Raw genomic sequence first — 12,991 nt, 5'->3', positions numbered from 1 at the left:
GGCAATGACCACCGTTGCTATTGATTTCGGCACCAGCAACACCATCGTTAGTTTTTTAGAACCTGATACCCAAGCCCCGAAAACTCTGCGCTTCGGGGAAATGTCCCGTTTGTTTCGCAGCAAGAGTAAAGAGGGGAGTTGGGTAGATGTGCCTGTAATCCCCAGTTTGCTCTATGTGCAGGCCTCTGACAAGATTTTAATTGGCGAGCAAGTGCGATCGCAACGTTTCGGTTTCACTGAACCTGAACGCCTGTTTAAAAGCTTCAAACGGGAGTTAGCCGCCGATTTCCAAATGCCCCCCCGTCAACTCGACGGCTTCACCTACGATGCTCAGACTGTCTCAGAACGGTTTTTACAGCAAATCTGGCAAAATATTCAAAACCAAGATATAACCCCCTCAGAACTCATTTTTACGGTGCCTGTGGGCGCATTTGAACGGTATCTGGACTGGTTTAATGATTTTGCCGATCAATTAGGAGTAAAAGAACGACGCTTTATTGATGAATCTACCGCCGCCGCCCTCGGTTATGCCGTGCAACAACCCGGCGCGTTAGTATTGGTGATTGATTTTGGGGGCGGTACCCTCGATTTGAGTTTAGTCCGCACCGAGGGAGCAATGGGCAACCAACAAGCGGTTTCTGCTCAAGTGATCGCGAAATCCGATGCTTATGTGGGGGGGGAAGATATTGATATTTGGATTGTGGAAGACTATCTCAGACAACAGGGAACCGCTCGGGATAGTGTGGATGGAGTGAGTTGGCAGAATTTACTAGAGTTAGCAGAACGCTTAAAAATTCGCCTATCTCGGGAAGAAAATGCGGCGGAAAGTTGGCTCGATGAAGAAAATTTTATGTCCTACGATTTGAGTTTAGAGCGGTACCAGTTGGAGGAAATTCTCGAACGACACCAGTTTTTAGAGCAGTTGCGGGAAGCCCTCGATGAAGTGGTGATGACGGCCTTGGGGAAAGGAGTCCAAAAAAGTGATATTGAACAGGTGTTACTGGTGGGGGGGAGTTGTTTGATTCCGGCGGTGCAACAGTTGATTGTTTCCTATTTTGGGCGATCGCGAGTTCAACTGGGCAAACCTTTTGAAGCCGTCTGTCACGGGGCTTTAGCCCTCACCCAAATCGAGGCCATAGAAGATTATTTACGCCACAGTTACGCCCTCCGTCTGTGGGAGCCCACCACCCGCACTTACTCCTACTTCACCCTGTTTAATCGGGGTAGTCAATATCCTTGTAAACGGGACGATCCCTTAACCTTACAAGTAGCCCGGGAAGGACAGAGGGAAATTCGCCTCGATATTGGGGAAGTGGCAGAAGTGAGCCAAGCTGAAGTCACCTATGATGAATTGGGGCGAATGTCGAGTAGTAAACTCCATCGTCAATCTCAGTATCGCTCCCTTGACAGTCATCATGCGGAGGTTTGTGTCGCCCATTTGAATCCCTGTGGACAGGTGGGCATGGATCGGATTTCGGTAGAATTTGAAGTCAACGAGCAACGGGTATTATTAGCCACAGTCAAGGATTTGTTAACCGAACAGGTGTTAGTCGAAAAAGGTGCGATCGCCAAACTACAATAGGGCTTGGTGAATTACTCGGGGAGTCGGGAATGGGGGAGCAGGGGAGCAGGGGGGCAGGGGAGCAGGGGAGCAGGGGGGCAGGGGAGAAGTAATAGGGAATTGATAATTGACAATTGACAATTATCAATTATCAATTGTTTCCGATTCCCGATTCCCGACACCCGACACCCGACTCCCTGACCTTGACAAGAGGAGAAAAGACTTAACTTGTCAAGGTTAACTACCCCATAGCAATATCAGCTATAATCCCCCGAGTTTTAAGCAAGGGAGAGGTCAAACTTGATTATAAGGAAGTTTAGAGAGTATCCGCGCCATTGCACAAGTTCCGGTAACTCCGGCAAAGGTTAATCCGGCACCAACAAAACCACTGAGCAACAGAAACCAGGGGGAAACAAATGCGCCTAAAATTGTCCCAGTTAACATGAGAGATCCGGCGATAATTTGCACTTGCCGCATAATACTAATGGGGGCTTTTTTGTTAACAAAGGTGGGATAACCTTGTTGTTTCCAGTTGTTGAGTCCTCCTTCAAGATGGCTGACTTTTTCAAATCCGGCCATAAAGAGTTTTTGGGCAGCTTGACTGGAACGGTTGCCATGTTGACAGTAGAGAACTAATTGTTTTTGGGCATCTTGGGGGATGCGATCAGCCTCAAAACTGGATAAAGACACTCGTGTTGCTCCGTGAATCCGTTCCCCGGCAAATTCGGAAGGTTCACGCACGTCAATGAGATAGACTTTATCCTGTTCTAAAGCGGCGTATAAGGTAGCGGGATCGAGGTTTTTTAGACGATTTTGTACGTTAGTCATAGTTTATAAACTCCTAAAAGTGTCGAAAAGGAAGAACAAAAAGACGGAATGGGTTAGCGTTGGTTGAGTTCTTTCCACTCTTGCAATACAAAGAAGGGAACGCGCAATTCTACGGGTTGTTCAAGGGTGGGAACATTAAGACGGAGAAAGTTCACCCCGGGCAGTTGGGGGATAATTTCGGTTAAGTCATACTGTCCAACGTTGGGGGAGGGTGATTGTTCGGCAAAATCATCACTGGCACTCAATTCTAGGGACCCAGCAGCCAAGAGTAGGGGATGGGGATGGGTGACGGTGATGCCGGGGAATCCCACTAAGCGCAAGTGAGTTAGGCTGGGCTGATCTGGTTTAACTCGTTTAAACAGCACCACTTGCCATGTTTTGCCGTTTTGATCTTGCAAGGTTTGCCGGGATTGGTAGAGCATCTGGTCGGCACGTTCGGGCAGTTGGCGGATCTCGGCGATCGCAGGTTGCCCGACCATCATCAGACTTAACAACAGGATGCACCCCACCCAAAAAAGCCGTTTCAATTGACCTTTTATCGCGCTCAATAGAGAATTAAGAGCTAGAAACCCCTTACACATCGTTTTACTCCGTTAAAGCTTGTTGTAAGGCCTGTTGCACGTCCGGCACAAATACGGAATACATCCCGCGCAGGTCGCCAACTTGGAAATCAAAGGCTAAGTCTTGGGGGTACTTCTCCTTGACAAATTTGGGTCGGCTATCTTTAGCCCCGTGACAGGCTAAACAACTGGCCTCTACATTAATCCGTCGGAAATAGTGCAGTCCCTCCTGACCCTGTAGGGTGTCTTTTTGCCAAAAGGCCAATAACTCGGGGTCTTCACTAAAACGGTTTAAGGCTTGCACCGCTTGGGGGGAGTCGGGTTTATGCTCCTGATTGCGGTATTTACTGGCTATTTGCTTCACTTGCCAGCCGTTTTCCTGACTCAACTGCTTGGCCCGCATCCCCACAGGTTTACATACTTCCTGCATGGTTTGGGGGGTGGGTTCCTCGCTACGACCTTCGAGGGTGGAGGCGAGTCCGGAACGCATTTGATCTAAATATTCAATTTCTTGGACAACTTGGGCTAAGTTTTCGGGGGGAATATCGGCCCGTGCCATCTTGGGGAAACTGAATAAGAACACAAGGCATAAACTCACGCCTAAGATGAAGGCAGAAGGGAGAAAGCGCATAAAACGAACCTCATATAGAGTGTGGACAAAGGAAAGATTCAGACTAGGATAATGCGGGGACTTTGCCACATTTTTGATTAGCCGGAACCGCTTCCATAATCTTTTGGGGGTCGGGGAGGTTTAAACTATTCATCAGTTCAATGAATGAAGTGCGATCGCGTCCCGCTAAACGAGGATTAAATTTCTTCTCTTCCCCCACCGTTGAAACTGTTTGTCCTCGGTAGTCATGGCCGGGATAAATCAGGGTTTCATCGGGGTAGGTAAACAAGCACCCGGTGATGGAATCGTACAGTTGACCGGGATCTCCGCTTTGGAAGTCGGTGCGACCACATCCGCGAATAAACAAGGCATCCCCGGTTAATAAGTGGGTGCCATTGACGGCATAGGTCATGTGACAGTTCGTATGGCCTGGGGTAAAAAGGGCTTTCACCTCAATGGACCCCATTGTAATGACTTCCCCATCTTTAATATGACGGTTAGCACAAGCGGCAATGGCGTGTTCTGGAACAATCCCCTGACATCCTGTTAAATCCCGCAATTTCCCGGTTCCGGTAATGTGATCGGCGTGAATATGGGTTTCAAGGCAATAACGCAGGGTTAACCCCAACTCCTGAATCAATGATAAATCCCGATCCACTTGCTCCAACACGGGATCCACTAAGATCGCTTCTTTCGTCTCTAAATCTGCAATGAGATAAGTATAGGTACTGGTTTCTGGGTCAAAGAGTTGACGGAACAGCATTTGGCGGCCTCCTCTGGGTTAAAACAAGGTACACTTAAATGATATCTATGTTTTTCATATTTATCATACTACCATATGGTAATATGGTGTCAAGAGGAAAATCAAAATAGCTGCACATTATTGCAAAATGCTGACAACACAGGTTTCGCCAGAAGCACTCAACCGGATTGCGGAATACTTCAAGGTTTTGTCTGAAGTGAGTCGTTTGCACATCCTTTGTAGTTTAAAATCTGGCGCAAAGAACGTAACGGAGATTATTGAAGTCACAGGACTCGGACAAGCGAATGTGTCCAAACACCTAAAAATTCTGACTCAGGTAGGGATTGTCAAGCGCCAACCTCAAGGGGTAAGTGTTTATTACGAGATCACCGATGTGAGTGTTTTCAAGTTGTGTGAGATTGTATGCGATCGCCTTTCCGTGAATTTAGAACAACAATCCCAGCATCTTGAACATTTAGATGCCTTTAAACGGTTGTAGTCAATTCACCCTCACCCACTCATCACCCTTGGCATGAATCCCCAAGGGTGATGAGTTGTGGAAGGAATGGGTTGTCATGGTCGTAAACGATTAAGATATTCAAGGAATTCTTGCCAATCGTTGCCATACTCTATGACCGAATGTATTCTAGCCACGGGTGTATTAGAAACCGTCCCCACCGGAGCATGGATAATTCCTGACTCCCCGAGGTCAAACCTCTTCCTCTCGCTGGTGATTCCCACCTACAACGAACGCCCGAATATTCGTCTCTTAATCTCAGAATTAGTGCGAGTTTTGGATCAGGCACTTCCCCAAAACTATGAACTGATTGTGGTGGATGATGATAGTCCGGATCAAACCTGGGCGATCGCCTTAGAATTGACAGTCCATTATCCTCAACTGCGCGTCTTGCGTCGTTTGGGGGAACGAGGACTAGCCTCGGCTGTGCTGCGGGGCTGGCAAGTCGCCCGGGGGCAAGTGTTAGGCGTAATGGATGGGGACTTTCAACACCCCCCGGAAACCTTGCTGACTCTGCTTGCCGCCATGGAGCATCATCATGATTTAGCGATCGCCAGTCGTCACCTTCCTAACGGAGGCTGTCAAGATTGGAGTCTGATCCGACGGATCCTCTCTAGGGGGGCAAAATGGCTCAGTTTCTCCGTCTTACCTCAACTCAAACAGTCCGTTACCGATCCTCTGAGTGGTTACTTTCTCATCCGTCGTCACACCCTCTTAAACATTGCTTTTCAACCCGTTGGCTACAAAATCCTCCTCGAAATTCTCAGCCGCACCACCCCCCAGAACATCTGTGAAGTGGGGTATATTTTTCGCAAACGCCACGCGGGATGGAGCAAAGTCAACGCCCAGCATTTCTGGATTTATTTAAAACACCTGTTGCGCTTGACTCAGGTCGGTTAAGCTCGTTGAATAACGGATTATGGATCAGGGATAACTCATGAAAACACGCCAACTCGGAACATCAGACCTTCAAATTACCCCCATTCTCATGGGAACGTGGCAAGCTGGGAAACGGATGTGGGCGGGCATTGAAGATCAAGAAACGATCAAAGCCATTCGAGCCGCCTTTGAGGCCGGAATCACCACCATTGACACCGCAGAAATCTACGGAGAGGGGCATTCTGAGCGCATGGTAGCCCAAGCGCTGGGGGATGTGCGCGATCGCGCCGTCTATGCCTCCAAAGTCTTCTCCACCCATCTGGCCTATGATCAGGTCATCGCCGCCTGTGAAGGATCTCTCAAAAACCTACAAACCGACTATATCGATTTGTACCAAATCCACTGGCCCGCCGGAACATGGAACACTCCCCTTGTTCCCATCGCAGAAACCATGAACGCCCTCAATACCCTTAAAGAACAGGGTAAAATTCGCGCCATTGGAGTCTCTAACTTCTCCCTCCCCCAACTCCAAGAAGCCGCACAATACGGCACCATTGAGAGTTTACAGCCCCCCTATTCTCTCTTTTGGCGACAAATTGAAGGAGAACAAATGCCCTATTGTGTAGAAAATCAGATCACAATTCTCGCCTATTCTTCCTTAGCTCAAGGCTTTTTAACCGGGAAATTTGGACGAGATCATCAATTTGTGGAGGGAGATCATCGTTACCAGAACAAACTCTTTCAGCCCGAACACTATGGGCGAGTGCAGGACGCTTTAGACCAATTGCGACCCATTGCCGCTCGTTATGATTGTAGTCTAGCCCAGTTGGCGCTCGCTTGGTTAATCGCTCAACCTCAAACTTGTGCGATCGCCGGAGCGCGTTATGCCAGCCAAGTCCTCGATAATGCCCAAGCCGCAACGATTGAACTTTCCCCAGCCGATTTAGTCACCATTAGCGACATCGGCGAGACAGTCGCCGCCCCCTTCCGACAAGAGCGAGTCCTCTGGGCCTTTACTTAATTATTAATTCCCCCTCAACTCGTTTCCTCAGATGCCTCCATCACTAACTGCAAACTAGGTAAAAACTTCTGTAAATTGGAGAGAGATTTTTTCTGCCAAGGAATCTCCTCCGAACCAATTACAATCAATTGAGTATCCGACTTTCTCATCCCAATCACAAACTTAGACAACATACTAATTCCTGAACTATTGAGAAAATATAACTCTTTCAAATCTAAAGTAAACTGCTCTAGCTCTTCACTCGTTGCCTCTTCTAACAACTGCTTAATTGGCTCATAATCCTTTGAGCCACTTAAACTCAGTTCACCATAAAAAGCAACTGTATTGCCCTGTTCATCATATAAAATTCGGTAATCCTCACCGACAATATCTGACTTCATCTCCGTCCCTCCTCAGCAACCTAATTCCCACAACTATTCTATAGTAACTTGTGCCATTGTTGTTACAAAACAGATAGTAGGGTCTTCGGGAACTTCTTCAAAATACCACCCCAATCGTGCATCATAGTCATTAATAATAGTTAGCAACCCTACTCCAGATTGTTCATCATTTTCTAAGCTTTCTTCTACTTTCTTAATATAAAGCTCCTCCGTATCGACAGAAAGCAACTCCTGAATCCAATCCTCAAACGGTTTCATCTTATCTGTCTTAATAACATTCGTGGCGAAAATTACGGCTGTAATCAACTGATTTTCAATAAAATGAATCCCAAAGCGAATTGTATGAGTGCTACTTTCCGGTTCATCATGAAATTTTACGGCATTTTCTAACAGTTCATTAGCAATATAGCTCACAGCCGCTTTACCCTCTTTTAGTTGCCGTTCATGATCTTTATCCTCCTTTTTACTTCCGACAAAAGTTGAAAAATAGTTTGCCACAAAATAAGCAGAAAGGCGATTATTCCGCCAGCGTTCTTTGATACTTTTAGAACTCGGTCTAAAGTTTAACTCCAAAGAATCATGATCCGGAGGGAATGTATTGAGAAAGTGACCGAAAACTTTTGACATATTATTCTACTACTACTTAATCACAAAGAGGATAGCCTAATGATGGTTAGCTATTATCTCACCAGAGGAAATAATGTTACTTTTAACAGAAATCTGGATATCAGCCGCAGTTGCACCCGATACAATATAACATTGGTGACAGGTGATTAGAAAGGGTTAAAATGGCAAAAGAATTATTTTTTTTAAACAAAAAAGCAGAGAACGCCTTTGGTTGCATCTCTAACAGATTAGAGAGGAGCAACAGGAAATCCCAGTGAGTCAAATAGTATCCTAGGGGATTCCGTTCAAAGTGGTTCTCTTCGGTGCTTGTCTAGAGTCAGTATTTTTTTGTAATCTTCCTTGAACTATAATCTATTATTGTGAAGATTTTGTGAAAGTTGCTCAGAATTTCCAAAAAAACTACCGCAAAACTCCCTTGTCTTATCACCCAAAATGTGATATGCAAATCAGGACTTATACGGACTTGAGGGCTTGAGTTAAACGGCTGGTATCCCAGCCTTTTTGATGCAATAAGATCCAAGCTTGAATTAAATCAGGGCCTTGGACTTCACCTGTGAGGCCAGCCCGCAGGGACTTCATCACCAGACCTTTTTTGACCTTTTGTGCCTTTGTCACCTGATTAATCAAGGATTTTGCCGTCTCTGGGGTCAAGTTTTCCACCGACTCCAGCCCGGTTAAAACCCCTTGAAGAATCTCCCTCACCCCTTCAAGTTGTAACTGCTCTTGGGCGGCCTCATTGAAGGTGATGGAGTCGCCGAATAATAAGCGCGCTTCGGCTACGGCATCAGTTAAACGGGTTAAACTGTGGGCGACTAGGGCTGCTAATTCGACCAACCAATCCCGATCTGCCACGGGATCGAAATCATAACCTGCCCCTTGCCATTGGGGAATGAGTAAATCTACTAACTGCTCGGGGGGCATATTGTGCAGATACTGACTATTAATCCAGTCCAGTTTTTGCCAGTCAAACTTAGCCCCCGCCTTGCTGACCCGATCTAGCTCAAACTGTTGGGCTGCTTCGCTTAGGGAGAAAATTTCCGGGCTGCCTTCGGGGGGAGTCCAACCAAGGAGTGTCATGTAATTAGCGATCGCCTCCGGTAAAAAACCCAACGCCTGAAAATCTGAAATCGAAGTCACCCCATCCCGTTTGGATAGTTTCCGCCCCTCCTGATTCAAAATCAAAGGCGTATGGGCAAACTCCGGCACCGTCCCCCCTAACGCCTCATAGAGTAAAATCTGCTTGGCCGTGTTCGCGATATGATCTTCCCCTCGAATCACATGGGAAATCTGCATATCGATATCATCCACCACCACCGCCAAATTATAGAGCGGTTGACCAAACACCTCATCCCCCTCCGGAGTGCGAGCAACCACCATGTCGCCCCCCAAATCGCGCCCCTTCCAAACCACCTGGCCCCGTACATGATCTGACCAAATGATCTCCCGCTCATCCTCAATCTTAAAGCGGATCACAGGTTTACGTCCCTCGGCAACAAAAGCCGCCTCTTGTTCGGCCGTTAAGTTACGATGGCGGTTATCATAGCGCGGGGCCTCTTGGCGGGCTTTTTGCGCCTCCCGCATCGCCTCCAACTCCTCCGTTGTACAATAACAACGATAGGCCAACCCCCGATCTAATAACCTTTGCACCGCCTCCCGATAGCGTTCAATGCGTTGAGACTGATAAAAAGGCCCCTCATCCCAACTTAAACCTAACCATTTCAAACCCTCTAGGATATTTTCCGTAAATTCCGCCTTCGAGCGTTCTGTATCTGTATCTTCAATCCGGACAATAAACTTTCCGCCCTCACGACGGGCAAACAACCAGTTAAAAACGGCTGTACGGGCTGTTCCAATATGAAAATTCCCCGTTGGACTCGGAGCAATGCGTACTCTAACCGTCACAATCAAAATCCTCAAATTATGGAGAACCCTTAATTATAGCTTAGGTTGTAAACAGTTAGCCCTTAGATTCCCTTCTCTGGGGGACTTCACCCCCCAGCCCGCCATGGATCAAAAGTCAGACGGCAAACGGGAGAAGTGGGTATACTAACAGAGACAAAATCCGGTAAAACACACAGAGCATTCTCATGAACTTACCAACCTTATTAAATGTTGCGATTGGTTTAGTTTTTATCTATTTAACCCTCAGTTTATTTGTCTCGGCTTTAGAAGAGTTTCTAGCAGGCTTATTGAAAGCTAGGGCTAAAAATTTACGAGATGGCATTATTAATCTTTTAGAAGGCAAGGGGGCAGAAGGAGAGATGATGGGGAAATTATATCATCATCCCTTGATCCGTTCTTTGAGCCAAGGGCGGATTAAAAACAAGTTACAGCAAATGCTACCTTCTCCGTCTTATATTCCGTCAGATGTATTTTCTACGGCTTTGTTAGAAGTTTTAAAACGAGAATACAATATTGATTTTAATTACTCAGACAATATTCAATCTTTGATTGATAAATTAGACCAACATAAACAATCTGAACCTTCCCCTCGGAAACGGTATCTGATTAATAATATTGCGGCTTTAGCCAGACAAGCTGAATCGAGACTGACTACTACAGACTTAAAGGTGAGACACCTACATCAAGAAATATCTAATTGGTTTGATCAATCTATGGAACGAGCTTCTGGAGTCTATAAACGTCAGGCTAAATTATGGGCTTTTGTTTTAGGATTTGGGGTTTCTGTTATCTTCAATGCTGACACATTTTATATGATCCATCGTCTCAGTAGTGACCAAGAATTACGGATTGCTGTTAATGCTTTAAGCACCAAACTAATTGAAGAACAAAATTGTCGGGATGTCAGTTGTGTTGAGCAGCTTTCCTTAGAAGATAGCTTAATTTTGCCCATCGGCTGGTCGTCCTTTCCTCCCCCGAATGTTCAGAAGAATAACCAGCTATTTCATCAAAAAGTTTTGGCTTGGTTCAGAATGATGTTAGGCTGGGCGGTGACAGCATTGGCCTTAGCAATGGGCGCGCCCTTTTGGTTTGATGTCTTGAACAAGTTTATTAATGTTCGCAATGTTGGACGAAAACCCCCTAGAATTGATTTAGAGGAATGAGATGGGCTTGATTTTCGGGCTTAAGCCCTCTCAAATTTAGGGGACTTCTGCCAAAATTTCTGGTAAAATTGCATCAGCTTTTCCGTTTCGAGTTACTGTTTCGAGTTACTGTTTCGAGTTACTGTTTCGAGTCAAAGGTTAACCATAGTGCAAGCCATTTTGCGCCAAGTTTCGGGTCATAGTCCCTTTACTGCCTATCCTCTGACTCCTGCTCAAGAGGTCGTTTTAGGTCGAGATCCCACCTGTCAGATTATTTTAGACTCAGATTTTTATATTGGTGTGTCTCGCCGTCACTTTGCCCTACGCTATGTGAACAACCATTGGGAAGTTCATGATCTGGGGAGCGCTAATGGGACTTATCTCAATGGAAAACGCCTCAAATCGGCTGCTATTTTGCAACCGGGCGATCGCATTTCCCTCGCTAAAGACCTAGTTGAATTTGTCTTTGAACTGCCCCCCCCGCCCCCTCCAGAGATTCTCACCCTCTCCCAACTCTTTCCCATTTTCTCCACAGCCAAAGACCTCCCCCACAAGGCCTATCTCCTCCCCGCCATCCTCACTATTAGCTGTGTGGTGTTGATGTTCCTGACCATTGGTTATCCCATTGCCTTTAATCTACTCCTCTCCACCTACCTCGCAGGTATTGCTTTTTACTACATTTACCAACTCTGTGGCAAACCTAAACCCGGTTGGGTTCTCCTCTCTTCCTCCCTCATCACCATCCTCCTGATTATCAGTCCAGCACTCAAACTTTTCTCCTTCGTCTTCCGCGTCGTCCTTCCTGGCAGCATCCCCCCGGACCCCACCAGTATTCCCCCCTTAGATTTATTCGTGCGAATGTTCTTCGGAGCCGGCCTGATGGAAGAACTCCTGAAAGCGGTTCCCATCTTTTTGGCACTTTGGCTGGGTCAACGGCTTAAAGCCCCTTGGAATCACCGTGTCGGCATAATTGAACCTCTCGACGGGATTCTATTAGGGACATCCTCGGCCATCGGTTTCACTTTGATTGAAACCTTGGGTCAATATATCCCCGACCTTATGCAGAGTACCACCCTGCAAGCGGGAGAAGCGGCCGGACAACTCCTGAGCTTACAACTACTCATTCCCCGGATTTTAGGGCTGATTGCGGGTCATGTGGCCTATAGTGGTTATTTCGGTTATTCCATCGGTTTAAGTGTTCTGAAGCCCAGCAAACGCGCCTCAATTCTCCTCACAGGCTACCTCACGGCCTCAATTCTGCACACACTCTGGAATACGGCGGGATTTTTTAGTCCTTTTCTCTTAGCGGTGGTGGGGACGCTTTCCTATGCGTTCTTGGCGGCGGCCATCCTGAAGGCGCGGCAACTTTCCCCCACTCGTCAGTATAATTTTGCTACACGCCTGTCCGAAGATTAGAATGGGGAACAGGGAATAGGGAATAGGGAATAGGGAATTTCTCCCCTGCCCCCCTGCTCCCCTGCTCCCCTGCTCCCCTGCTCCCCTGCTCTCCGACTTATTCAGTAAGCCCTAGAATACACAAACGCTCACTACTGGGTTAAGAGTGAGCGATCGCATCGGGGCAGAAAACCCCACCTTTGAATTAAAAAAGTTATGCTCTAGTGAGCGCCAATTTCTTCGGCAGACCGTTCTAACATGGCTTCATGGCGAAGTCCCTCCTGTTGGCGTTCCTGCGCCATGTGGACTCGCGCTTGTTCTTCCGTTAACCCATCATTGACCGACTCTTCCGTAGCCCGTTCTAACATGGCCTCCTGTACATGGTGTTGGTGTTTGCGCTCCTGAACCATTAATTTGCGAGCTTCTTCTTGGGTACTCATAGGGGTCTGCCTTAAGAATTTATCAAAGTTTTATCTTTTTTTAATCTGGCATATTTTTTTTAAAATGGTAGTGAAAGTTACCAATTCCTTAATAAACTGTAAAATTTAATACAAAAAATTAGAACTCATGACCATCACTCTTATCAACTCTCACAGTTGGCACACTTGGGTAGATATGTTCTGTACCCTCTTGTTTGCCATGACTGTGATCTGGGCATTCTGGTTTGCCTCGCGTATGGATTAGTCATTATGTGCAGGGTTTGACGTTCTCCCCCGCCTGAAGGCAGGGGGATTCATCGTTCTACGAGTCTCCGTTAGCTGACAGGATTTCTCCAACCAACCAAGAGGGAATCTCTCCCGATGCGTGAATTCGGGCGCGCCCCACCC

The 12,991-nt window shown here is 46.8% G+C and carries 15 protein-coding genes and 1 pseudogene; 7 read left to right on the top strand and 9 right to left on the bottom strand.

Annotated features, from left to right (window positions below; genetic code table 11):
- The first annotated feature begins 4 nt into the window (after positions 1–4).
- Positions 5–1,582 (top strand): Hsp70 family protein, encoded by a 1,578-nt coding sequence (locus K4A83_RS05215; protein WP_265263379.1) that lies wholly within the window; start codon positions 5–7, stop codon positions 1,580–1,582.
- A 273-nt stretch (positions 1,583–1,855) separates the two neighbouring features.
- Here K4A83_RS05215 and K4A83_RS05210 read toward each other — a convergent pair whose 3' ends face one another.
- The 4 genes from K4A83_RS05210 to K4A83_RS05195 all read right to left on the bottom strand — a co-directional run bounded on the left by K4A83_RS05210 (position 1,856) and on the right by K4A83_RS05195 (position 4,322).
- A complete protein-coding gene (locus K4A83_RS05210; protein WP_265263378.1) occupies positions 1,856–2,389 on the bottom strand; it encodes a rhodanese-like domain-containing protein in 534 nt (177 codons plus the stop codon).
- A 53-nt stretch (positions 2,390–2,442) separates the two neighbouring features.
- On the bottom strand, positions 2,443–2,871 hold the full coding sequence (locus tag K4A83_RS05205; RefSeq protein ID WP_265263377.1) for a DUF3122 domain-containing protein: 429 nt from the start codon (positions 2,869–2,871) through the stop codon (positions 2,443–2,445).
- A gap of 103 nt (positions 2,872–2,974) precedes the next feature.
- Positions 2,975–3,580: a Tll0287-like domain-containing protein gene (locus tag K4A83_RS05200; RefSeq protein ID WP_265263376.1), complete on the bottom strand. Its 606-nt coding sequence runs from the start codon at positions 3,578–3,580 to the stop codon at positions 2,975–2,977.
- 43 nt (positions 3,581–3,623) lie between these two features.
- Positions 3,624–4,322 (bottom strand): MBL fold metallo-hydrolase, encoded by a 699-nt coding sequence (locus K4A83_RS05195; RefSeq protein ID WP_265263375.1) that lies wholly within the window; start codon positions 4,320–4,322, stop codon positions 3,624–3,626.
- Between the two features lie 127 nt (positions 4,323–4,449).
- Between K4A83_RS05195 and K4A83_RS05190 the strand changes: the two genes are divergently transcribed.
- The 3 genes from K4A83_RS05190 (at position 4,450) to K4A83_RS05180 (ending at position 6,718) form a co-directional block, all read left to right on the top strand.
- On the top strand, positions 4,450–4,800 hold the full coding sequence (locus K4A83_RS05190) for an ArsR/SmtB family transcription factor (protein ID WP_017305180.1): 351 nt from the start codon (positions 4,450–4,452) through the stop codon (positions 4,798–4,800).
- A 132-nt stretch (positions 4,801–4,932) separates the two neighbouring features.
- Entirely contained in the window at positions 4,933–5,718 is a 786-nt protein-coding gene (locus tag K4A83_RS05185; protein WP_265263374.1) for a polyprenol monophosphomannose synthase, read from the top strand.
- A 37-nt stretch (positions 5,719–5,755) separates the two neighbouring features.
- Entirely contained in the window at positions 5,756–6,718 is a 963-nt protein-coding gene (locus K4A83_RS05180; RefSeq protein ID WP_265263373.1) for an aldo/keto reductase, read from the top strand.
- Between the two features lie 14 nt (positions 6,719–6,732).
- Here the strand turns inward: K4A83_RS05180 and K4A83_RS05175 are convergent, their stop codons facing one another.
- From K4A83_RS05175 to gltX, 3 genes are all read right to left on the bottom strand, one after another.
- The gene (locus K4A83_RS05175) at positions 6,733–7,098 is read right to left on the bottom strand and encodes a slr1659 superfamily regulator (RefSeq protein WP_265263372.1); all 366 of its coding nucleotides are present in this window, start codon (positions 7,096–7,098) and stop codon (positions 6,733–6,735) included.
- A gap of 33 nt (positions 7,099–7,131) precedes the next feature.
- The gene (locus tag K4A83_RS05170; protein WP_265263371.1) at positions 7,132–7,725 is read right to left on the bottom strand and encodes a DUF6272 family protein; all 594 of its coding nucleotides are present in this window, start codon (positions 7,723–7,725) and stop codon (positions 7,132–7,134) included.
- 453 nt (positions 7,726–8,178) lie between these two features.
- The gene (gene gltX, locus K4A83_RS05165) at positions 8,179–9,627 is read right to left on the bottom strand and encodes a glutamate--tRNA ligase (protein WP_265263370.1); all 1,449 of its coding nucleotides are present in this window, start codon (positions 9,625–9,627) and stop codon (positions 8,179–8,181) included.
- A gap of 185 nt (positions 9,628–9,812) precedes the next feature.
- On the opposite strand from gltX, the gene K4A83_RS05160 reads away from it, so the two are divergent.
- Positions 9,813–10,790, top strand: a complete 978-nt coding sequence (locus K4A83_RS05160; RefSeq protein ID WP_265263369.1) for a hypothetical protein — start codon at positions 9,813–9,815, stop codon at positions 10,788–10,790.
- A gap of 147 nt (positions 10,791–10,937) precedes the next feature.
- Positions 10,938–12,185, top strand: coding sequence for a PrsW family glutamic-type intramembrane protease (locus tag K4A83_RS05155; RefSeq protein ID WP_265263368.1), 1,248 nt, complete (start codon positions 10,938–10,940; stop codon positions 12,183–12,185).
- A gap of 200 nt (positions 12,186–12,385) precedes the next feature.
- Here the strand turns inward: K4A83_RS05155 and K4A83_RS05150 are convergent, their stop codons facing one another.
- Positions 12,386–12,604 carry a hypothetical protein gene (locus K4A83_RS05150; protein ID WP_265263367.1) on the bottom strand — a complete coding sequence of 73 codons (219 nt, stop codon included), beginning with the start codon at positions 12,602–12,604 and terminating at the stop codon, positions 12,386–12,388.
- A gap of 127 nt (positions 12,605–12,731) precedes the next feature.
- Here K4A83_RS05150 and K4A83_RS23040 point away from each other — a divergent pair, with 127 nt between their 5' ends.
- Positions 12,732–12,848 (top strand): delta-aminolevulinic acid dehydratase, encoded by a 117-nt coding sequence (locus K4A83_RS23040; protein WP_407809844.1) that lies wholly within the window; start codon positions 12,732–12,734, stop codon positions 12,846–12,848.
- A gap of 57 nt (positions 12,849–12,905) precedes the next feature.
- On the opposite strand, the pseudogene K4A83_RS23035 reads toward K4A83_RS23040, so the two are convergent.
- Positions 12,906–12,991, bottom strand: a pseudogene (locus tag K4A83_RS23035) (RNA-guided endonuclease TnpB family protein); the annotation flags it as partial.

Source organism: Spirulina subsalsa FACHB-351, from assembly GCF_026130165.1.
GTDB lineage: Bacteria > Cyanobacteriota > Cyanobacteriia > Cyanobacteriales > Spirulinaceae > Spirulina_A > Spirulina_A subsalsa_A.
Note: the sequence above shows the minus strand (reverse complement) of the source record. Positions and strands in the feature narration are given on the sequence as shown.